The following is a 21,831-nucleotide window of genomic DNA, read 5'->3' on the forward strand; positions in this document are numbered from 1 at the left end:
TTAACCTAACAAACCGCTCCAGGCACCAAAAATACCTATTGCCGCAATTAATAATAGAATCCAATGTGCTTTCACTTCTTTTTTAACAAGTACAAAAATAAACAGCGTAAAAAGTAACGGTAATATTTGTGGCACAATTCCATCAAATATATCTTGCAGTGATGCTGCGTCTGAACCTGAACCAATTTTTAATGGCATATTTAAGGTAACCATGGTGGCAACCATCGCCCCGACCACACAAAGCCCTAATACCGAAGCGCCATAGGATAATTTATCCATCAAACCTGTTTTTTGAACTTTGTCGATAAATGAAGTGCCGATGTTATAGCCTATGAGTAAGCCAAAATACCGCGCCAAAATTGCCGGGACATTAAAGATTAGTAAAAATAAAAGTGGGCCTAAAATATTGCCTTGCAACGCTAACGAGGTACCAATGCCTGTTGCGATGACTCGTAGTGTTCCCCAAAAAAATGAGTCACCTAAACCACTTAATGGTCCCATTAGGGCAATTTTAACGTCATTGATTGAGTTTTTATCAAACTCACTGTCTGTAGCGTGTTGCTCTTCCATGGCAATGCAAATACCCAATGGAAAAGTGATTAACCATGGTGTGATATTATAAAATTCAAGGTGTCGTTGATAGGCATCGGTTAATTCTACTTTGTTATTGCTGTAGATTTTATCCAAAGCCGGACGCATAGCATAGGCATAGCCTAAATTCATTTGTCGTTCATAGTTCCATGACCATTCAGCGGTAAACGAGCGCCAAAAGGTTCTGTTTAATTCTTTATTGGTTACTAATTTAGAATTCTTCATTTTCATAATCGATCTCCTGTGATGCTAATGCATTACCCGTATTGGTATTGAGCTGTTGATTACCTTCGTCTATTGCGCCTTTTTTGCCATTAAATGCAGAATAACCGGTCAAAATTAAGGCAAGACAAGCGCCAAAAATAGCCACGCCGGTAACAGGTACTTTCATGTATACCGCTAATGCAAAGCCAAGAACAAAGAAGGTAGTATTGGTTTTTTTGATCATAATTTTCATTAACATTGCAAAACCAAAAGCTGGTAGTAGCCCTGTGGCAATACCTAAACCATCAATGATAAATTTAGGTATCATCTCTAATAAGTTGTTAACAGCGGCACTACCAAATAAATAGGAAAATCCGACAACTAACCCAATTGGAAGATTGATTGAGAAAAATCCACCTAAGATATTCATTCTATCCATCCCTTTACCATTGCCTTCACTGGCATATTTGTCTGCTTTGTGAACAAAATAAGGAAGAATAAAAAGAAAGCAGAGGTTTTTGACTAATAACACCAGTGACGCAATTGGAATACCTAATGTTAAAGCAATTTCGGTACTTTTGCCTGCACCAATAGCAAATGCGGTACCTAAAACACTGCCTGAAATTATTTCGGGTGGAATCGACCCCCCAATAGAAAACGATCCAACAAAAGCTAACTCTAAGGTTGCACCAATGATAATGCCTTGAGTGATATCCCCCATAACTAAACCTGCTAAAGTACAGGTGACAAGTGGGCGAGATAACATTGATGATCCTAAAAAGTATTCAGCATTTGCTAACATCGCAATTAAAGCTAATAGAAGTGCTGTTAATTCGATACTCATGTGTTGTATCCTCTAAATTATTTTTCAAATTTTTGCTTTGCTTCACTCGGAACTTGTTGAATGTAAATATCAATGCCATCTTGTTTTAATGCAGTTAATAAATCTGCTTCTTGTTCAGTTAGATTGATCGTTTTAGAGTAGCTCTTCGTGCCTTCGCGTGGTTTTGTGCCACCTAAATTGAGGCTGGTTATTTTTCCTTGAGTGCCTCTAATTAGCTTTTCAGCATCGGCAACCGATTCAACAACAATCAGCATTTGATATTTATCAGTGACACCCGAATTAATTGCCTCAATGCTGTCATCAATGGATTTCATGACTAATTTGCCATGTTCAGGTTTAGCTAGTCGAATAGCTGATTTGCGTAGTTCGTCATTTGCCACCGTATCATTAGCGACCAAAATAGTATTGGCCCCAACGCTATCGAACCATGAAACAACAACTTGACCATGTAATAAACGATGATCAACACGTAATAATTTAATCATTAATTTTCCTCCTAGGTGAAATCGACAACATATTTAGTATTAGTAGCAAATTTATATTCAATGGCTATTGGTTCACTGTTAATATCAAAATAGTGGTTAGAAATTTTAAATAATGGGTTATTAATTTTGATACCTAGCTGTTTGGCAAGTTCAGCATTGGCAACAATTAATTGTAAATCTTGTTCTAATTTATCAACTTTCTTTTTACTCGAATTGACAATTTCCAGCGCCGATAACACTTTTATGATGGAAAGTTGAAAATCAGGAAAATAGTTAAGAGGTAACAAAAATATAGCTTTTACGACACTGTTTTTTGCCACTTCAAGAAAGCTGATATAATAAATAAGCTCGGACGATTTTATTTTTAATAATTGACTGTAGTAGCTTCCTGCTTGTCTTAAATAAGACTCTTTAATCACTTTTTTATCATTTTGATAATCATAGGGTTTGATGATGCCCGTCATTTCTAGAATATTTTGCGTTGAAAGTTTAGGTGCGACAAATAAACCCACCCCTTTCTTTCTTACAACTTGATTTTTTTCAACTAATCGATCTATTGCTTTACGAATAGTTGTTCTACTTACGCCGTAGTTTTGTTGTAGCTGGCCTTCTGGCGGTAATGCGGCACCAACACCATACCTACCTGTATCTATTAGCTCGCCTAATTGAACTGCAATTTTTTCAAATAACTTCATTTATCTGTCTCGCTATAATTGAAGATATTTTTAGCCGATAAGTGATATTTAAATCGGTTACCTATTAAATATTGCTCAGTGTGTTCAAAAGGCTCAAAGTTATTATCGTAGTTATAACTTGAAACTTTATAGATTGGTGTTTGTTCTTTGATACCTAAATACTTGGCACATTCTTTAGTTGCGGTTTCGTAGGTAATTTCTTCCCGACCATGACTCGGGATGAGCTGGTAATGATCTTTTAAATATTGATAAAGCGACACATTGCTCAAATTTTGTGTTTCTAAACCTCTGAATTTTTCGAAGGGTAAATAACAGATCTCGTAAGATAAAGGCATTTCACCTAATACGCGTTGCCTAATTATTTTGAGTAATTGGTGATTAAAATTAAAGAATTTTGTCAATTCTGAGGGAGTCTTGATAATTTGGTTGGAAAGAACTTTGATTTTAATTTGTTTAGGATTTTCTTTATCTATTTCTTCACTAAATGAAGACATTTTTAACATATTGATTTCAAAGATTGTTGGATATTGCGTATTTTTTTTATCAAAAAAAACATAGCCTTCCATGGCCAAATCATTTAACGCTTTTCTAACCGTTGTTCGACTGACGCCAAAATATTCGGCAAGCCCACGTTCTGTGAATTTATCCTTAATTATGGCTGGATTGGCTTTAATTTGCTCTTCAACAGCTGTTTTGACCGCAATATCACGATATTCCAATAGTCATCCCCTTCCTTTTTGGATCGTAATATCTAAAAGATATATCTTAAATCCATTTTTATTGGTTAAAAATTAATTAAAAAAATATATCTTGTCAATCTTAAGTACCAAAATTGTTGTTGTGATCACAATATTTATTGTTAGTAACATTAAATCAGTAAGATAATAAAAAATAGAGCGGGGGAAGAGAGGATGACTCGCATTTTATGCTCGCCCTTCGGGCCGTTGCTAAAGCAACGTTGTCTCGCTACGCTCGGCTCGAACCTCTGTCGGTTCTTATCCTTTAAGCTAAAGCGAATAATAAAAAAGCCCACTCAATGAGCAGGCTTTTTTATTTAAAATTGGTCGGCGAGAGAGGATTCGAACCTCCGACCCACTGGTCCCAAACCAGTTGCGCTACCAAGCTGCGCTACTCGCCGTTAGATTTTTTGCTTCATAAAATGGGGTGGCTAATGGGATTCGAACCCACGACAACTGGAATCACAATCCAGGGCTCTACCAACTGAGCTATAGCCACCATTGAAGCAGGACGAAATATTACGCATAAAAAACAACATTGTCCAGCATATTTTTTAAAAAATATACCAATTGGTTATATTAAAAGCGCTAAAAGTTTAATCTTTTAGCACTAAAACGTAGTTTAAGCCTTATGTGACATGATATCAATAATCTGAGTATCAGTTGCTTTCATGCTATTACTAGCGATAGCCCCTAAGTTGTTGATTGAATTTTCAACACTATCACAGACTATACCTTCGTTTCCTGTGACCCGAATATGGTTTAAAGCCATCAGTACAGCTTTAAACGCTGATGAAACAGATGTTGAAACTTTCATTGCACAGCTATTTGAAGCGCCATCACAAATGATGCCTGATAAGTCGCCAATCATATTACAAATTGCCATATCGACAGGTTCATATCTACCTTGACCAAGTAACCATGCCATACCCGCTGCTGCGCCCATAGCGGCTGTTGATGCTGCACAAAGAGCCGATAAAGGCGGAAACTTGCTATGAATATAAATGGCAATAGTATGGGATAATATTAATGCTCGAGCTAATTGTTCAGGTGTTGCATCTAGATAGTCTGCTACCACCACAACCGGCATGGTGGCAGTGATCCCTTGATTACCTGAACCTGAATTGCTCATGGCTGGTAACGTTGCGCCCCCCATACGAGCATCAGATGCAGCGGTTGTGCGAATAATGACCTTTGAAAGCAAATCATCAGCTAATAATCCTGTTTGGGTTTGTTCATGTAATGTTGAGGCAATACTTAATCCATAAGCATGCTTTAATCCTTCTTGAGATAGGGCGCAATTTAATTCGGCAGAGTGTAAAATGAATTGAATATCTTCAAAATTTGCATAGGTTGCAAAGTCATAAATTAATCTGACTGATACCTGTTTGATGATATCGTTATTGTTTAATTGATTTGCAGTAATGTTATTTTGTTTAAAAATAACGCTACTGTTTTTTTCAATCAAAATAACATTGGTATGTGAATTTTCGATGCATACTTTAACATGATCGTGTTGAGTATAAATATTGACTTCACAGTAGATAGCTTGATTATTGTTGGCTATTTTCACATTCACTTTGTTATCCACTAACATTTTTTTAGCTAAGGTGATTTGCTCTGTTGTAATATTTTTTAATACTTCAAGTTCTGCATTTGCATCGCCACCTATTGCGCCAATTGCTGCAGCAATAGGTAATCCAACCATACCAGTGCCAGGCACAGTCACGCCCATACCGTTCTTCATTAAGTTAGGTGAAACATAAGCATCAATTTTTTCAATATTATTTTTGTTTAGATATTGAGCCGCAACTGCAGCGGCAAATGCTAATGATATCGGTTCAGTACAACCGAGTGCGGGTAATACTTCATGTTTCACCAATTTAATTAACTCTTGCCACATTACTTGTTGTTTCATTATTTATCTCCATATTTTAATGGTAATGTTGATGGTGAAATGTTACCTTCTTGATAGCATACTATTTTATTTAATATTTATTGAAAATTGAACGATGTGATTGCAGCGTAAACAGTATAAGACTTAGTTATTTGCTGTTTGATATTAATAACCAATCTGACAATTTTGACTTAAATAATATGGTAAGTAATTTAACTGATAAATACTATTCAAATTCTTTCAAAAAATATAATAAGAGATAATATTTATCTTAAATTTTTTATATGGTTGGTTAGTAAATTAAATAATCAGGAATAGTTCAAAATATGTAATATTTTAGTAAAACTACCTGACTTTTTTTTAATTATTGCAATAATGTAAAGACCTAAAATTTAGATAATAATGGCGATTATGATAAATATTTTATTAATTGATGATGATATTGAATTATCACAAATGCTAAGTGAATATTTGACCAATGAAGGTTTTAATATTAAAAGTGTTTATTTGGGTAAAGATGGTATTGATGAAGCATTATCGGGTAAGTATCGTGCCGCAATTTTAGATGTCATGCTACCTGATATTAATGGTATTGATGTATTAAAAAGCATACGTCAACAATGTAATATGCCCGTTATTATGTTAACAGCTAAAGGCGATAATATTGATCGGGTGTTAGGCTTAGAGCTTGGTGCTGATGATTATATTCCTAAACCTTGTTATCCACGAGAATTATTAGCTAGGTTGCGAGCGGTTTTACGTCGGTTTGATGAACGTTCAGTTGAAATGGTCGATGACAAAAAATACCATTTTAATGGTTTAACGCTTGATTTACCGCAGCGACTTTGTACTTGGAATGGGCAAGTTATTGATTTGACATCAACTGAATTCAATTTATTAGTTTTATTAGTCAAACATAGCGAACGGGTTGTGACTAAAGAAGAGCTATCTGAAATAGGATTAGGTCGAGCTAGAGAGCTTTATGATCGTAGCGTGGATGTCCATATTAGTAATATTCGTCAAAAACTGTCTCAAGTAGCACAAAACGATGTGACAATTGAAACCATTCGAGCAGTAGGTTACCGTATCCGTTAACGATAGAATAGGCTTTGGTATGAATCGTCGATTATTTTGGAAAATACTGATTATATTTTGTGTGATTTTTTATCTTACCTTTCAGTTAACCTGGATAGCTTTCTCCTTTTATGTAGAAAATAGAAATCAACGTTTTCTTAATCATATGCCGACCAAAGTCGATATGATTGCGCAATTGTTACATGTTGCGGGTGAAGATGAAACACTTAATTTTATTGCGCATTTACCTGAACGTGAACGGGCGTTGTTATCAATAAAATTAATTTCCCCTCAAAATGATCAAGTTAATATATTGACTGATGAATTAGAGTCACCAACTTATATTTATCAACGAACAGCTATTGCGCCTGATGGTACTTTATATGCTGTTTCGTTCAAAGAAGATAAAGATGATCGTAGCAAAAAGGTATTTTTTAGTATGCCGTTGCCAATTATGTTAATGGGGGGATTTGTTGGTTTAGCTTTTAGTCTATTTTTAGCATGGAACTTAACTAGGCCAATGCGGTTATTACGACAAGGCTTTTTTCGTGTATCACAAGGTGATCTTTCTGTCAGGTTATTTAAAAAATTAAAGCCTAGACGTGATGAACTCAGTGAGTTGGGTAAAGATTTTGATATGATGGTTGAACAATTAAATATTTTAATTTCAGATCGTCAAGCACTTTTACATGATGTGTCACATGAGTTGCGTACACCGCTTGCGCGTTTACAGTTAGCCATTGGGCTTGCCCAACAAAATAAACAAAATATTGATACTGCTTTAGCGAGAATTGAATTAGAGTCGGAACGATTAGATCAGTTAATTGGTGAAATTTTAAATTATTCACGCGCCGAAATGAATAATCGTACTGATGAATATTTTGATTTAAAAGATTTAATTAGTGTGGTGATTAGTGATGCTAATTATGAAGCCAATCATCAATTAATTGATGTACATTTTAATTTAGCATCCATAACGCATTCTATTATTAAAGGTAATTCGGAACAAATTCGCCGAGCAGTTGAAAATATTATTCGTAATGCAATTCGTTTTTCTAAAGCTGGGCAAGCTGTCGAAGTGTCGTTAAAAGAAGTGGGTAAATATTTGCAAATTGAAGTCAAAGACCGTGGTCCAGGTGTTGATTCAAATAAATTATCGAGTATTTTTGAACCGTTTGTTCGTATCCAGTCAGCGCAATTAGGCAAAGGTTATGGTTTAGGTCTGGCAATTGCAAGAAAGACCGTCATTATGCATAACGGTACGATTCAAGCAAATAATCGTGATGGTGGGGGATTAGTGGTCACTATCAAACTTCCTTATTGGCGAAACCACTAATGTATTATTAATAACACTCAGAATTAACCGTTAATACATATTGTCTAACTAAACTTTCAAGTGTAATTTTGTCGTGACCAGTAAAATTGAGCCTTTGTATAATTTTATCAGGCTCACTGTCTAATATAGCTTTATATTGCGCGATATATTGGCTGGAAATAGGTTTGTATGACCAGTGCCACTCTTCTGGCAAATACCCTCCTTTACGACCTTCATTGAATGGCTGGCAAAAACCATACTTAGGTAAATTTTTTTGTAGCCATTGGTAAAGTATGATGCCTTTTTTATCATTTCTAAAATAACTTGATGAAACACTGGTAATGTCAATATCTGTTCCCCAATGATGTCTTGAGGTACCTGGCATAGATGATAGTTTTAAAATTTGCTCAGCAATTTTTTGTGGCTCATGAAGTTTCGGTAACAAGTCATCCCATTTACGTTGCCAGATGCCATTTTGATACGTGTAATTACGAGTTGCGCTCACAACTATAAACGGTATATCTGGATAAGACTTTTTAAAGTCGTTATAAGCTTTAATTAACTGCTCGGCAGGTTCTTTTTGCAGATACATGCCTTTTTTATTAACAGGCAAAATTGTTGAATCTAACGCAATAAAATTGTTATCTTTCTTTTCGTCAAATTGACCTGTTAATTTATCTAATGGAATTGGTTGTGCCATAGCGAATGTTGAACATAAAAGTAAAGTTATTGTATGAGTAATCGTTAACGTTTTTTTTAAAATTGTTGAATTCATTTTCATTTATATATCACTAATATTTATTAGCCAGATAAGGTGAAAACCAGTATAATCCTTTCCCTAAAAATTTAAATAGCCATAATGTGTAAAAACGAGGCCTTATGTTAACATCATCAACACCGAACATGTCTGTAAATTGTGCAGATGCAGCAAAAATAACACAAACTACTCCAGCAACCAATGAAAAAATTAATCTACTTAATTTTACCCGCCAGCAATTGAGAGAGTTTTTTATATCATTAGGTGAAAAACCTTTTAGAGCAGATCAAGTGATGAAGTGGATCTATCATTTTGGAATAGATGACTTTGATCAAATGACTGACATTAATAAAAAATTACGTGAACAATTAAAAACGTTAGCCGAAATTAAAGCCCCAATAATAGCGATGGAACAGCGCTCATCTGATGGTACTATTAAATGGGCATTGGATGTTGGCAATAATCAGATGATTGAGTCGGTGTATATTCCTGAGCGCGATCGCGCAACTTTGTGTGTGTCCTCACAAGTAGGATGTGCTTTGGAATGTAAATTCTGTTCAACCGCTCAGCAAGGTTTTAATCGTAATTTAACCGTTTCTGAAATAATCGGCCAAGTTTGGCGTGCATCAAATGCCATTGGTGTGACAGGAAAATTAGCTGATAGGCCTATTACGAATGTTGTTATGATGGGAATGGGGGAACCTTTACTCAACTTATCTAACGTTGCACCGGCAATGGAAATCATGTTAGATGATTTTGGTTACGGTTTATCAAAAAGACGTGTTACGCTTTCAACTTCTGGTGTTGTTCCTGCTTTAGATAAGTTGGCAGGAATGATTGATGTTGCGTTAGCGATTTCACTTCATGCTCCAAATGATGCGATACGTAGTGAAATTATGCCAATTAACCAAAAGTATAATATGGCGATGTTACGCGATTCAATTTTACGTTATTTATCTACTTCAAATGCCAATCATGGCAAGGTAACAATTGAGTATGTATTACTAAATCAGATTAATGACGGCGTAGAACATGCCCATGAATTAGCTCAATTCTTAAAAAATGTACCAAGTAAAATTAATTTAATTCCATGGAATCCGTTCCCTGGTGCTCCTTACTCTCGTTGCTCAAATACACGTATAGACCGTTTTATGAAAACATTAATGGGTTATGGATTTACGGTTATTGTACGTAAAACCCGCGGCGATGATATAGATGCAGCATGTGGTCAGTTAGCCGGTGAAGTTGTCGACAGGACTAAAAGAACACTGTATAAAAAGCAAAACTTGGTTCAGCAAACCGCATAAAAATAGACAACGGAAAAGGGAAAAGTTAATGAAAATATGGTTAGTCATCTTCAGCTGTTTATCCATGATTGCTTTAACAGGTTGCCAAGTTAAAGGGCATGAAGAATTTGATCCCGAAGCTGCCGCATTATCTAGAACGCGATTAGGTTTAGCTTATTTGGCTAAAGCTGATGAGTCACCAGAAAATATCAAAGCTGCACATTATAACTTGAAATTGGCTGCCCAATATTCACCTAATAACCCTCAAGTTATGCTAGCAATGGCAATGTTTGATCAGCATGTTGGTGAATATAATGAAGCTGAAATGATTTACAAACGTATCACCTTAATGCAACCCGGTAATGGACTGTATCATGTCCATTATGGCTCTTTTTTATGTGGTAGAAATCGTTATCAAGAAGCCAAAAAACAATTTCAACAAAGTATTGATTTAGATCGCCACCGTTGGAAAGCCGATGCGTATGAACAGTATGGTTATTGTGCGATTCAAAACGGTGATCAGAAAACTGCTGATTTAATGTTTAAGCAGCTTTTTAATTATGATGCATCTCGACAAGAAAGTGTCATTAAAACGGCTCAATTATACCAAAAAAATGGTGATACTAAGGTGGCTAATTATCTATTTTCTGTTGCGAAAAAATAAATATTGATAACGATATCGTGCTTGTACAAAGCGGAAGTTTACACCCTAGGCTTGTTGCGTAAGTTTAATTAAATTATGTTAGTAAACCATTTTGGGTGATGGTTTACTTTACGTAATATAACTATGAGAAAAAATCACAACGGTTAATTTATTTACTACTGCTATTGGGTAATTTTCTGATAATTTACGTGGCTACGCCAAAAAGTTTTGAATTTAGGAAAGGTTGTATAATTGAAGCTAAAGGAACATTTCCTGTTAGCTTCAATTTATTGTAGTAAATTCACTTCGCTAAAAACGAAGTGAAGCGTTTTTAATTTTTACAAAATTCCATATCAAAACTATGCGTTTGTTGGTTATACACTATTTTAAACGTGCCTTGATCAAGTGGGTTTTGTAATATGTGATTGACGATAAACGGTCGAATATTGGCTTTAATATAACCTGGTAAACCTCTTGCACCACGAATAATATCATAATGATCATGACAAAATGCACTAAGACAAGCGTCTTGTACTTCTATAGTTAGGTTTCGAGGTTGATAAGCTTGATTGAGTTTATCAATTTCACGGCGGATAATCTTCTCGATAACTTCCATTGGTAGTCGTTTAAAATGAACAATATTTTCTCTACCATTAAAACGATTCAGTAATTCTGAACGATAGGTATTATTTAGCTCATTTGTTGCTAGTTCGCGTGCTGCCTCATCAGATAGATTAGGATCAAGATAATAAGGCTGACCAATATTTGATGTCATAATAATCATTATGTCAGAAAAATCGACCGTACGACCGATATTATCGGTTAAACGTCCGTCTGATAAGATCTGCAAGAAAATATTAAATACATCTGGATGTGCTTTTTCGATTTCATCAAATAGGTAGATACCAACCGGTTTAGCCCTAACTGAATTAGTCAAAATACCACCAGCTTCAAACCCTTCATATCCTGGCGGTGCACCAATTAATTTAGCAACTGCATGTTTTTCCATATATTCTGACATATCAAATCGCACTAATGATTTTTCGTCACCATATACGTATTGCGCTAAAGCTTTTGCCATTTCTGTTTTGCCTACACCGGATGGTCCTAAAAAGAGGTAAGACATTGCTGGACCAGACTCTTTTAGTGCATCGACTTTAGCAACTTTAACCGAATTAGCTACATGTTTGACGATTTCATCCTGACCAAAAATACGTGACAATAAATGCGCTTCTAAATTAATTAAATTTTCAACTTCGTTTTCATCGAGTTTATTGGTTGATATTCCCGAAATTTTACTAAATTCAGTAATTACTTCTTGTCGATTTAGTCGTAAATCTTTATTGGCAAGCATTACTAGTTTTTTATGTTGCTCATTATTTTGTGCAATTTCGGCATCAATTTGTCGAATTTTTTCTTTCAATTTGGTGACAGCTGGCGAGTCAAATCCACCTGCTGTCAATTGAGCAAAGGTTTTTATGGCCGCAGAATCAGAAATTTTGTTTTCCTCTTCTTGCTCCTGAATTTGGGTGATTTCGTCTTGTAGCTGGAAGCGTAATGTTTCAGCATCACGTTGATATTGATATGTTTTGCTAATTTCTGATTTCAAATCTTGCCAATCTTGTTGCCATTGATTTAATTGCTGTTGCAAAGTTTGACGTTCTGTTTCATCAGTACTTTTCGCAATTTTAGCCATTAATTGAGCAATTTTAGGGTGCTGTTTATGCGTCAGTTGGCGGTAGCTTGCTAGTGCGCGATCAAGCAAGGATATTGCGCGTTGAGGCTGTGCTCCACCTAAACCCAAACTATCACGATATTTGCTTGTTAAGTGTATTGCTTCGTCAATAGCATTATCGTCAACTTCGATTTGATGATGTTCAGATAGCTCTTTTGCAACAACTGTAACAATTGCTTTTAAATCACTTCCTGTTGGCTCTTTTACATCATAAAGCGTGTAGAGCTCAGGCATTTTAGTACTAGCTTTTAGCACACTACTAAGTTTATCATCACGAACTTCTAGAATTACTTGAAAATTACCCGATTTATCAGCGTTATTTAATGCATTAATAAAATGAGCATTACCGGTATTGTGTGCCGCTTCTAAAAAATTAGCTGTATCAGTAATAATTAAAACCGATTCAGGTGTTTGCAGTAATTTTTTTAAAATATTTTGAAATTCGTTATTAATTTTAGTGCTATCTCCACTGGAAAACAGTGCATCACTATTTAACCAAAATAGTTTTTTAACAATTAAGTCAAATGGTGTGTCAGGACTATTTTTAGCTGCTTGTAAACCAAGGGTAAGCGCCGAAACGCCTACACCAGCTGGTCCTGTTAGTAAAAGTGAGTTTGATGATTGTCGGATCAGAATTGATGATATTCTTTCTAAATCATGCTCTCTTCCCACTAATGAAAAATTGGGATGTTGCGCTAAATATTCACGCCCTCTAACTAGGTACATTGTGCATTCCTTCGTCAGTTATAGTTTAAAAGGGGACGTAGTATTTTTAGTTTCTTTTTTGGCTTCACTCTTTTCAGATAAAACATCACCAGTTACTGCAATAAATTCACGAGTATCACCTTGAACATCTTTGGACATTTTTTCGATTTCTTCTAAATTAGCGCGCATTGTTTCAAGGGCAGAACGGGTGATTTCTGTTGCTTCACGTTGAGTATCGCCAAATTCAGCTAAGTTTTGTAGCATAGCTTCTAAGTCGTTATTGATTTCATCACGACCCGTTGCAATTCGTATTGCTTCGTTCTTAGCAATATCGTTAGTTACTCTCGCCATTTCAGCTAAAGTATTTCCTGCCATGGATTGCGCTTCATTAATCGCTGCTGAGTTAACCGCTGTTACCACAACGCTAAGTTGTGAAGCGACTGATGCAATACCGCGTGAATGCATTGCTCTTGCACTTTCTACTTGTTTTTTAGTTGCAGCTTGCATGTTACGTATTTTAATTGCTTCGGTAGTTAATTCGCCATAGGTTTGCATAGTATCGACAGTTGCGGTTGATACGGTATCGATATGTTCATCTAAATTACGTCGAGTTTCTTCCAGTTTCATTGACTCTAACAAATTGTCACCAACATCTTTATTTTCGAGTTCTTGTCGGCGTTCACGATGGACTTTTTCAACTTGTTTGGTCGCTTCGTTCATAATGGCATAAATTTGGATCATATTACCATTATTGTCGCTAAGCCCTTCGATTTGTTTAACCATCTTTTCAAGATGACCACGAATAGCACCAAAACGCTCTTTACCTTGGTTAACGAATTTTAAGGCAGATTCAACCATATCAGCTTGTCGTAATGTGTGTTCATCTGATGTTAAATTCAGTAGCTCTTTTAATTTCTCAACATCAAGTGATTCACTACGTTGCGCATGGCGGTGTTTAATTTCTTCTTCAAGATTTGCTAATTGTGTATTTTTATTTTGTATATCTTGTTCTAATTGCGCTATTTTTTCTTGATTAATTGCTATTTTCGCTTTTGAAGCCGCTTTAATTTTTCCAAGTCCGAAGAATATTCTATCTTGCTCTAAAGTATGAATTTCTTCTTTTAGTTTGGTTATTAGTGTATTGTTATTTGTGATTTCATCTTGTATTTGTTTTTTTTCGGCTTGCTTCTCATCATCCCATTCTTGATCTGCTTTTATTTGCGCTAGAGCGTTACGTGTTTCACCATTTTGGCGTAAGTTATAAAGCGCATCAGTTATCTCGGTAAGCGGTTTGATTTTATCAATAAAATCATTAAGGTCATTATTAAAATCAGCATAGACTCGTTGCAATTCAGCGAACACTTCGGTATCAGTCATTTCGATACGTTGCTTAGACATCTCTTCAGAGATTGATTGTAGATATTCTTTGAACTTATCAAACTCTTCTACTTTTTCACGATCTATTTCTTTATTATCGGTAAATTCTAAAATTTGTGTAACTTCTTGAACTTTTTGTTCAAGAGAAAGATTATCGGAAAAAATAACTTTGAAAAAAGTATTATTTTGAATGTTAGCTTGAGGGGATTCTGTTCGGGTAGATTTTTGTCGTTGTCTTACTGAATAATCATTTTGTTGAACTGTTGCAGCTTTTTTACTGGACGATACACTCATTGTTCTATTCCTTTTTATATTCACTTATTATTTAATAACTTTATATCTTATTTCATATAAAGTAATAAAGTTTGGTATAATTAATTTATTTTTATAGAAAAAATAAACCTCATTTTTTCATCATGTTATTATCTATTTTACATTTCATTTTGACAAGAAAAAAACAACATACTTGGTTCATTTCTAAAAAAGCGTAACTAAAAGTCATAAAGAAAAATTAGATGTATTGCTATTTTCAACAACAATTAGTGTAAATGGACTTTTATTTGATATTCACGGTGTTGATTATGTGATTAAGTTGTGAAGTTAATGAGTATTTGATAGAAGGAAAATAAATAAAAAACCACCCGATAAAAGGGTGGTTTTTTAACAGGTTTTGGGTTGTAACGAAATAGGATGAATTACATCATTCCGCCCATTCCACCCATGCCGCCCATACCACCAGCAGCACCTAAATCAGCTTTATCATCTTTAGGTAAATCAGTAACCATACATTCAGTTGTGATCATAAGACCTGCAACAGATGCAGCATATTGTAATGCGCTACGCGTTACTTTAGTTGGATCTAAGATACCCATTGCGATCATATCGCCGTACTCTTCAGTTGAAGCATTGTAACCATAGTTACCTTTGCCACCTTTAACTGCGTTAACAACAACAGATGCTTCTTCACCACAGTTAGTCACGATTTGACGTAATGGCGCTTCCATCGCGCGTAAAGCTACTTTAATACCAACGTTTTGATCTTCGTTTGCACCTTTAAGGTCTAAAATTGCAGATGCAGCACGAACTAACGCAACACCACCGCCGGCAACCACACCTTCTTCAACCGCTGCACGAGTCGCGTGTAATGCATCTTCAACACGTGCTTTTTTCTCTTTCATTTCAACTTCAGTTGCTGCACCAACTTTAATTACTGCAACACCGCCAGCAAGTTTAGCGACACGTTCTTGAAGTTTTTCTTTATCGTAGTCAGAAGTTGATTCTTCGATTTGTTTACGGATTTGTTCAACGCGCGCAGTAATTAAAGACTCTTCACCAACGCCATCGATAATAGTGGTATTGTCTTTATTGATAACAACACGTTTAGCTTGACCAAGATCTTCTAACGTTGCTTTTTCAAGCTCTAAACCGATTTCTTCTGAAATTACAGTACCAGCTGTTAAAATCGCGATGTCTTGTAACATTGCTTTACGACGGTCACCAAAACCAGGTGCTTTAACTGCGGCAACTTTAACAATACCACGCATAGTATTAACAACTAATGTTGCTAATGCTTCGCCTTCAACATCTTCAGCAATGATTAATAGTGATTTACCTGCTTTAGCAACTGCTTCTAATACTGGTAGTAATTCACGGATGTTAGAGATTTTTTTATCAGCTAATAAAATATATGGGCTGTCTAATTCAACCGTTGCTGTTTCTGGTTTATTGATGAAATATGGTGATAAATAACCACGGTCAAATTGCATACCTTCAACAACATCAAGTTCGTCTTGTAAACCGGTGCCGTCTTCAACAGTGATAACACCTTCTTTACCCACTTTTTCCATTGCTTGTGCAATTAAAGTACCTACAGTTTCATCAGAGTTTGCTGAAATAGTACCAACTTGTGCAATCGCTTTAGAGTCTGCGCATGGTGAAGATAATTTTTTAAGCTCTTCAACTGCTGCAACAACAGCTTTATCGATACCACGTTTTAAATCCATTGGGTTCATGCCAGCCGCAACCGCTTTTAAACCTTCATTAACAATCGCTTGAGCAAGGACTGTTGCAGTAGTTGTACCGTCACCAGCAGCATCATTTGCTTTTGAAGCTACTTCTTTAACCATTTGTGCACCCATGTTTTCGAATTTATCTTCTAATTCGATTTCACGAGCAACTGACACACCATCTTTAGTAATAGTTGGTGCACCAAATGATTTATCTAATACTACGTTACGTCCTTTTGGACCTAAAGTGACTTTAACTGCATCAGCTAGTACATTAACGCCTTTAAGCATTTTAACGCGAGCGTCATTACCAAATTTTACATCTTTAGCTGCCATTTTGTATTTCTCCTGAATTCTGTCTATAAATTAAATTATTTGCCAATTACGCTTGAACAATGGCTAAAATATCGCTTTCAGATAAGATAAGCACTTCTTCGTTATCAATTTTTTCTGTTTTAACGCCATATCCTTCATTGAAAATAACGATATCGCCAACTTTAACGTCTAATGGTTGAACTTGACCATTTTCTAAAATGCGACCATTACCAACAGCTAAAACTTCACCACGTGTTGATTTACCCGCAGCTGAACCTGTTAAAACAATACCGCCAGCTGATTTTGATTCTACTTCTTTGCGTTTAATGATCACACGATCATGCAATGGACGAATTTTCATTAGTTATCTCCTAGCACTAATTTAAATTAAATAATTATTAACAATAAATCATCAAATTATGATCTATATAATATAGTGAATACTACATGGGGTTTGTTTTAAATTCTTCAAGAGAATAAAATCAAAATATTTTTTAATTGATTAATTCTTCATCATCTTTACGAGTAAATTCTCCCTCAATAATATCAGCATTTTTATCAGTGCGTTGGTATGATGAAAATATTGATTTTTTAGGCATTTTTCTCACAATGAAATTAACAATCGATTCTTGCACATAAGGAATTAATAAAATAGCGCCTAAAATGTCGGTCAAAAAACCAGGGATAAGTAATAGAAAACCAGCAAACAATAAAGCAACACTTTTAATAATTTGATTTTTAGGGCTCTGATTTTCTGCTATTTTTTGTTGCATTTCGCGCAGGTTTTTTAAACCTTGTGTTTTAACTAATGAAAAACCAATAATAGATGTTGCAATAATACAAATTAAGGCAAGAAAAACGCCAATAGCGTTAGCTACCATCATAAATGTACTAATCTCAAAATAGAGATAAATAAAAAAAACAATAAAGCCTAGATATCGCATATAACAATTCCTTAAAAAGTGACGTTATATTATTAAAATTAGATCCAGATATATAGATGATTAGTTATTTTTCAACCAAACAATCTATTTTTTTTAAAATATCTTACAAAAGGGATTGACGGATAATCTCAGATCGTGTTTAATGTGCATCCATTGTTGCCCGGATAGCTCAGTCGGTAGAGCAGGGGATTGAAAATCCCCGTGTCCGTGGTTCGATTCCGCGTCCGGGCACCAATTCCAAAAAGAACACCAGCGAAAGCTGGTTTTTTTGTGTCTTAGCCTTTTCCCATAAGCCTTGCAACGTATTTTCTTATCAATCAACTTTCACCAGTGTTAAATCAAGTCAAGTACAATATCGAATACACAGCCAGGTAGATTGGCTTCAATAATCGCATGCATCGGTAAAATGGCTTTGCTAACCTTTATTTATTAAGGTTAACAAGCATGACTAGAACGTTACTGATTTAAGTCTATTTTTCTATTTTTTTACAATTTTAGCTAAGGAACGTATAAGCAGAAATTAATAACTTTCATATAGTAATAACATTCCCTATTCATTTACCATTCTTTACAAATAATAGCCGTTAATCGGTAGTTAAATTTTACTAAGGTGCTATACTTTGACCGGTAAATTAATCGTTTAGTTTTTTGCGCACTAAAATGGAAAAGTGTAAATAAAACATAAATTTGCTTGAAGGATTGCGCATTATGCTTTATAATATAAAGACACAAGACACAAGACACAAGACACAAGACACAAGACATTGGCAGCCTTACGTCAAAAATCTATATCAACACACTTTAGCTGATTTATTACACCTAAAGCTTAATTTAAAACTTAGTTTAGTATTCGATTTAGTCTCTCGTTTTCTGCTCAAATTAAAGTGTGATTGCGTATCAAATTTTAGGCAGAAGTTGCTATCTGGTTTAGTATCGCACGTTCGCCAACCCAGCTCCCAACATCATTATCGACGACAGTTATTATTGGTTAATCGTCCGCCATATATTGTTTTCAATATAAAACGCTATTTAGCTTTAATACCTTTGTTATTATTACCTTATGCCACTACGACTCAAGCGTTGTCGGTGACTACGGCGCAAGTCATTCATGGTAGTCAGCCCTATTTAACCTCTGATAATGGGGTAACTAAAATTACTACTACTGAGGGGCTGTTAGGTATTACGTTATCCGATGGTACCCGCATTACACCTTCCAATAATACTTCAACCTTAGATAATCCAATAGTGTTACCTAAAGAAAACCAAAGCTTTATTGATATTGCTATGTTGGTGCCACCCACTGCTGATGCTATCGCTTTGAACACCTTAATTGGGGAGCCTTACAATTATTGGGGGGATGATGATGGTGATGGTCAGGGTACTAATGGTATTACCGCTACCGGTAATTTAAGCGTGCGCATTATCGATAAAGCCAATCAAGTAGTGAGTCGTAGTGCTACTTTAGATATTTGTCAAGCGCCTTATAAATTGGAATTAACCACTACTGCTGGTAGTTTAACCACCCAGTATGGGCTACCAAATAGTCGTAATTTCAGCAGTGGTACTGCCACTTATTATATCAGTCCTAAAGCCGCGCCTAAAATCTGTTACTTATATACACCTGACGCTGAAGGTGAACATGAAGCCGACTCCAACTCCAGTAGCGGCCCCGGGGTCGGCCCCGACGATATCTGGGCTCTGGGTAAAGGCTTTCGAGTACAATCCACTGAGCCATCAAGTTACAGTCGTAACTTTCCGACCACTGGGGCAAATAATCTGTATTTTGATTTAGACATAGGTGGTATTAAAGGTTCAGCATTGACATGGCCAACAATAAGTCAAGGTGGTATTACCGCTACCATGACACCATCCCCCGATGATGCTTTTAACATCCGCGTTACCCTTACTGGACCGGTTGCAACAAAAGCTCAACAGAATTCAGCATCGCCAGGTTCTATTGCTACTCCCAGTTTGCCACAAACCTTCGAAATAGTCGGTTATGATAGTAATAATACAGCGGTATTAAAATATGGTTTTGAGTTAAAGCAGTGGTTTGTCAATCGCGCAAGGAAGCTAGATAATCTTGCTAACTACTCATCTTGGTGTAGTAATTTAGGCGGTGGTTACCATCTGCCACAGGTCAAAGACTTAACTAACGCAACTGGAGACAGTTGGACAGGCGGCACACCGCCATCAACAGGCAATTATTATGATCGTAATATTGGTGCAGGTTTGTTCACCGAATGGGGTTACATGGACAGTTATACCGCTGCCGGCTTTGCCGTTCACTACTACTGGACAAGCGACAGCAACGGTTCGGAACAGTTCATTGTACTCACGAACGTCGGCAGCGTTACATCCTCCCCTCCCTACCTCAGCAGTCGCATCGGTACTTGTGTCTATCCTTAGTCCTTACGTCATGGGTATTTAATCAGGCGTAATTAAGGCTAAGCAACAACAGGACGGTTGCAGGGCAGGGGCAACCCGAGCCGACGGAGTTGGCGAGTAAAGAGCGGTAGTTTCTTCAGCGACAACCGCTTACGACCGACAACGCCAATGGTGGTGTCGGTGGCTCGAAAAAAGAGTAATTAGGCATTGTCGAAATAAAATTGAAGAAAATAACTTTAAGTGAAAACCGGCAATGTAATCTACAAAAGATTAACCAAAGTGAGCGTGTAATGAATTAACCGCTCTTGATTGGGCTGAGGCGGATTTGCCGATTGTTTTGGTTTTAATTTATTAGAAATAGCCGAACATTAAAAAAAAGATATTTTTCAGCTACTGGTTAGTACAGTTTATTTTTTAAGATTTTTTATACTACACTAATTTTTAAGCAGTTTGTTTTAAACCTATTATATCAAGCAATATATTTTTATATTTTACTTTTAAGCTAAATTTCTTGCTTGAATTCATGTATGCGATATTATATTAATAATACTATAATTTATAGAGACTAAAATATGCAATCGCCAACATCGACATCAACAAATTCTGCTGGTGATTTCATTAAAAAATTTGGTTTAATATATTATGTATATATATTCTTTAAAGAAAACTGGAAATTAGTTTTAAGTATATCGATTATTATTTGTTGGCTTACTGTATGGGCATATATTAAACATTTCAATCGATTAGATCTATTTATTGAACTAATAGGAAATAACAAAACTGACTTAATTTTCATTATTTTCTCTTTTATTCCAATTTGTTTTATTCTGTTATTTATATTGAATTTATCCGGTTGGATAAGTGTTATTTATCTGAAATTATTCGATTTTGATAATAATGAGAAGAATGCAAATAATAAGCATAGCTATAAATGGATCTTTATCTTAATACCAATTGTTGCTTCAATTTTACCTTTGATGCTGTTTCTGTTTCTACCTGAAGCTTGGTTTTCCGATATTGATAATTTTATTAATTTAGTGGGATGTTTTTGTTTAATAGTTTTATTTCCTGTTAAATTTTATTTTGAAATCAAACCGTATAAATATCTCAAAGAAGTAAATAAACTATTTTGTTTTATCTTTCTATTTTATTTCCCATTTATTATATTTCGTATAACGGGTATGAAATTCATGTTTTATTTTGTTGGAGGAAAGTTAACTACTATATGTATTATATTAATCTTATTTATTGCGTTGATTTTTACACTAATTTCTTTAACTCCTTTGTTATTTTATTTTACAGAATTAAATAAAAATAAATCATCCGATCAACCTCATTTAAATTATTACACTATTATAAAAAAAATTTTTTGCACAAGTATTGGTTCATTAGTTCTTATGTTTATTATACTGAATAAGACTTTTGTTTTTAGTAGCTATGCAGCGTTAAGACTTCTTGGTGTTGTTGATTTAAATTCTGTATATGAATTTTCTCTTGTTAAGAATGATGTGACAGTTATGAAATTAGCGAATAATAACTGGAAATTTACTTATGAATTTAATGATCATATTATCGTAACAGGAAATATAGGATTTCATTTGGGGGATATTTATTTAATTTGTAAAGAAAAGGAAAAAGAATTATTTATGGAGTCTTTGCGTTATGATTTTGCAAAACAGGAAATTAAGCCAATTGATAATAACGCTTGTATCTCTTTTAAGAAAGACGAAATTAATATCATACAGATAAAGCAACAAAACGAAAATTAACAATTAGTTTAAATAATCTCTCCCTCTCCCTCGATAACAAATTGTGATATTTATGGTTTTGTGT

At 35.1% G+C, this 21,831-nt stretch carries 18 protein-coding genes, 3 tRNA genes and 1 other RNA gene; 7 read left to right on the top strand and 15 right to left on the bottom strand.

All coding sequences use genetic code 11. The features are described 5' to 3' along the window. From J3U59_RS09345 to J3U59_RS09385, 9 genes are all read right to left on the bottom strand, one after another. Entirely contained in the window at positions 1-822 is an 822-nt protein-coding gene (locus J3U59_RS09345) for a PTS system mannose/fructose/sorbose family transporter subunit IID (protein ID WP_065633795.1), read from the bottom strand. Continuing rightward, positions 803-1,639 (bottom strand): PTS mannose/fructose/sorbose/N-acetylgalactosamine transporter subunit IIC, encoded by an 837-nt coding sequence (locus J3U59_RS09350; protein WP_267334036.1) that lies wholly within the window; start codon positions 1,637-1,639, stop codon positions 803-805. Before J3U59_RS09350 ends, J3U59_RS09345 begins: the two co-directional genes overlap by 20 nt. Positions 1,640-1,656: 17 nt before the next feature. Next, on the bottom strand, positions 1,657-2,124 hold the full coding sequence (locus J3U59_RS09355; protein WP_065633797.1) for a PTS sugar transporter subunit IIB: 468 nt from the start codon (positions 2,122-2,124) through the stop codon (positions 1,657-1,659). Positions 2,125-2,135: 11 nt separating this feature from the next. Next, positions 2,136-2,819, bottom strand: coding sequence for a GntR family transcriptional regulator (locus tag J3U59_RS09360; RefSeq protein ID WP_267334037.1), 684 nt, complete (start codon positions 2,817-2,819; stop codon positions 2,136-2,138). After that, positions 2,816-3,538 carry a GntR family transcriptional regulator gene (locus J3U59_RS09365; RefSeq protein WP_267334038.1) on the bottom strand — a complete coding sequence of 241 codons (723 nt, stop codon included), beginning with the start codon at positions 3,536-3,538 and terminating at the stop codon, positions 2,816-2,818. The genes J3U59_RS09360 and J3U59_RS09365 overlap by 4 nt, the downstream gene beginning before the upstream one ends. A gap of 176 nt (positions 3,539-3,714) precedes the next feature. Further along, a non-coding RNA gene (locus J3U59_RS09370) (RtT sRNA) lies at positions 3,715-3,839 on the bottom strand. Between the two features lie 41 nt (positions 3,840-3,880). After that, a tRNA-Pro gene (locus J3U59_RS09375) sits at positions 3,881-3,957 on the bottom strand. Between the two features lie 22 nt (positions 3,958-3,979). After that, a tRNA-His gene (locus tag J3U59_RS09380) sits at positions 3,980-4,055 on the bottom strand. 123 nt (positions 4,056-4,178) lie between these two features. Continuing rightward, a complete protein-coding gene (locus J3U59_RS09385; protein ID WP_267334039.1) occupies positions 4,179-5,474 on the bottom strand; it encodes a serine dehydratase subunit alpha family protein in 1,296 nt (431 codons plus the stop codon). Positions 5,475-5,867: 393 nt separating this feature from the next. On the opposite strand from J3U59_RS09385, the gene J3U59_RS09390 reads away from it, so the two are divergent. Both J3U59_RS09390 and J3U59_RS09395 read left to right on the top strand, forming a co-directional pair. After that, positions 5,868-6,548: a response regulator transcription factor gene (locus J3U59_RS09390; RefSeq protein ID WP_065633815.1), complete on the top strand. Its 681-nt coding sequence runs from the start codon at positions 5,868-5,870 to the stop codon at positions 6,546-6,548. A gap of 19 nt (positions 6,549-6,567) precedes the next feature. Then, a complete protein-coding gene (locus J3U59_RS09395) occupies positions 6,568-7,863 on the top strand; it encodes an ATP-binding protein (RefSeq protein ID WP_065633801.1) in 1,296 nt (431 codons plus the stop codon). Between the two features lie 7 nt (positions 7,864-7,870). Here J3U59_RS09395 and J3U59_RS09400 read toward each other — a convergent pair whose 3' ends face one another. Next, a complete protein-coding gene (locus J3U59_RS09400; protein ID WP_267334040.1) occupies positions 7,871-8,623 on the bottom strand; it encodes a M15 family metallopeptidase in 753 nt (250 codons plus the stop codon). Positions 8,624-8,745: 122 nt separating this feature from the next. Between J3U59_RS09400 and J3U59_RS09405 the strand changes: the two genes are divergently transcribed. Both J3U59_RS09405 and J3U59_RS09410 read left to right on the top strand, forming a co-directional pair. Next, entirely contained in the window at positions 8,746-9,906 is a 1,161-nt protein-coding gene (locus tag J3U59_RS09405) for a bifunctional tRNA (adenosine(37)-C2)-methyltransferase TrmG/ribosomal RNA large subunit methyltransferase RlmN (protein WP_323849461.1), read from the top strand. Between the two features lie 28 nt (positions 9,907-9,934). Continuing rightward, complete coding sequence (locus J3U59_RS09410) at positions 9,935-10,549, top strand: hypothetical protein (RefSeq protein WP_267334042.1); 615 nt, start codon at positions 9,935-9,937, stop codon at positions 10,547-10,549. 310 nt (positions 10,550-10,859) lie between these two features. Here J3U59_RS09410 and J3U59_RS09415 read toward each other — a convergent pair whose 3' ends face one another. The 5 genes from J3U59_RS09415 to J3U59_RS09435 all read right to left on the bottom strand — a co-directional run bounded on the left by J3U59_RS09415 (position 10,860) and on the right by J3U59_RS09435 (position 17,610). Then, positions 10,860-12,989: an AAA family ATPase gene (locus tag J3U59_RS09415; protein WP_267334043.1), complete on the bottom strand. Its 2,130-nt coding sequence runs from the start codon at positions 12,987-12,989 to the stop codon at positions 10,860-10,862. Positions 12,990-13,007: 18 nt separating this feature from the next. After that, positions 13,008-14,639 carry a hypothetical protein gene (locus J3U59_RS09420; protein WP_267334044.1) on the bottom strand — a complete coding sequence of 544 codons (1,632 nt, stop codon included), beginning with the start codon at positions 14,637-14,639 and terminating at the stop codon, positions 13,008-13,010. Between the two features lie 401 nt (positions 14,640-15,040). Beyond that, complete coding sequence (groL, locus tag J3U59_RS09425; RefSeq protein ID WP_065633806.1) at positions 15,041-16,687, bottom strand: chaperonin GroEL; 1,647 nt, start codon at positions 16,685-16,687, stop codon at positions 15,041-15,043. 46 nt (positions 16,688-16,733) lie between these two features. Continuing rightward, positions 16,734-17,027 carry a co-chaperone GroES gene (locus J3U59_RS09430; RefSeq protein ID WP_034915350.1) on the bottom strand — a complete coding sequence of 98 codons (294 nt, stop codon included), beginning with the start codon at positions 17,025-17,027 and terminating at the stop codon, positions 16,734-16,736. Positions 17,028-17,160: 133 nt separating this feature from the next. Then, on the bottom strand, positions 17,161-17,610 hold the full coding sequence (locus J3U59_RS09435; RefSeq protein WP_267334045.1) for an FxsA family protein: 450 nt from the start codon (positions 17,608-17,610) through the stop codon (positions 17,161-17,163). 158 nt (positions 17,611-17,768) lie between these two features. Here J3U59_RS09435 and J3U59_RS09440 point away from each other — a divergent pair. The 3 genes from J3U59_RS09440 to J3U59_RS09450 all read left to right on the top strand — a co-directional run bounded on the left by J3U59_RS09440 (position 17,769) and on the right by J3U59_RS09450 (position 21,767). Further along, positions 17,769-17,844: transfer RNA gene (locus tag J3U59_RS09440), tRNA-Phe, on the top strand. 474 nt (positions 17,845-18,318) lie between these two features. Next, positions 18,319-20,019, top strand: coding sequence for a hypothetical protein (locus J3U59_RS09445; RefSeq protein WP_267372829.1), 1,701 nt, complete (start codon positions 18,319-18,321; stop codon positions 20,017-20,019). Positions 20,020-20,570: 551 nt separating this feature from the next. Further along, entirely contained in the window at positions 20,571-21,767 is a 1,197-nt protein-coding gene (locus J3U59_RS09450; protein ID WP_267334047.1) for a hypothetical protein, read from the top strand. Positions 21,768-21,831: the final 64 nt, after the last annotated feature.

This window comes from Gilliamella sp. B3783, assembly GCF_026536125.1.
Classification (GTDB): Bacteria; Pseudomonadota; Gammaproteobacteria; order Enterobacterales; family Orbaceae; genus Gilliamella.

What these genes read in the sequence shown, in the direction of transcription:
- J3U59_RS09345 (WP_065633795.1), bottom strand. Translation starts at nt 822, where the DNA reads ATGAAAATGAAGAATTCTAAATTAGTAACCAATAAAGAATTAAACAGA.
- J3U59_RS09350 (WP_267334036.1), bottom strand. Translation starts at nt 1,639, where the DNA reads ATGAGTATCGAATTAACAGCACTTCTATTAGCTTTAATTGCGATGTTA.
- J3U59_RS09355 (WP_065633797.1), bottom strand. Translation starts at nt 2,124, where the DNA reads ATGATTAAATTATTACGTGTTGATCATCGTTTATTACATGGTCAAGTT.
- J3U59_RS09360 (WP_267334037.1), bottom strand. Translation starts at nt 2,819, where the DNA reads ATGAAGTTATTTGAAAAAATTGCAGTTCAATTAGGCGAGCTAATAGAT.
- J3U59_RS09385 (WP_267334039.1), bottom strand. Translation starts at nt 5,474, where the DNA reads ATGAAACAACAAGTAATGTGGCAAGAGTTAATTAAATTGGTGAAACAT.
- J3U59_RS09395 (WP_065633801.1), top strand. Translation starts at nt 6,568, where the DNA reads ATGAATCGTCGATTATTTTGGAAAATACTGATTATATTTTGTGTGATT.
- J3U59_RS09400 (WP_267334040.1), bottom strand. Translation starts at nt 8,623, where the DNA reads ATGAAAATGAATTCAACAATTTTAAAAAAAACGTTAACGATTACTCAT.
- J3U59_RS09405 (WP_323849461.1), top strand. Translation starts at nt 8,746, where the DNA reads ATGTCTGTAAATTGTGCAGATGCAGCAAAAATAACACAAACTACTCCA.
- J3U59_RS09410 (WP_267334042.1), top strand. Translation starts at nt 9,935, where the DNA reads ATGAAAATATGGTTAGTCATCTTCAGCTGTTTATCCATGATTGCTTTA.
- J3U59_RS09415 (WP_267334043.1), bottom strand. Translation starts at nt 12,989, where the DNA reads ATGTACCTAGTTAGAGGGCGTGAATATTTAGCGCAACATCCCAATTTT.
- J3U59_RS09420 (WP_267334044.1), bottom strand. Translation starts at nt 14,639, where the DNA reads ATGAGTGTATCGTCCAGTAAAAAAGCTGCAACAGTTCAACAAAATGAT.
- groL (WP_065633806.1), bottom strand. Translation starts at nt 16,687, where the DNA reads ATGGCAGCTAAAGATGTAAAATTTGGTAATGACGCTCGCGTTAAAATG.
- J3U59_RS09430 (WP_034915350.1), bottom strand. Translation starts at nt 17,027, where the DNA reads ATGAAAATTCGTCCATTGCATGATCGTGTGATCATTAAACGCAAAGAA.
- J3U59_RS09435 (WP_267334045.1), bottom strand. Translation starts at nt 17,610, where the DNA reads ATGCGATATCTAGGCTTTATTGTTTTTTTTATTTATCTCTATTTTGAG.
- J3U59_RS09445 (WP_267372829.1), top strand. Translation starts at nt 18,319, where the DNA reads ATGCTTTATAATATAAAGACACAAGACACAAGACACAAGACACAAGAC.
- J3U59_RS09450 (WP_267334047.1), top strand. Translation starts at nt 20,571, where the DNA reads ATGCAATCGCCAACATCGACATCAACAAATTCTGCTGGTGATTTCATT.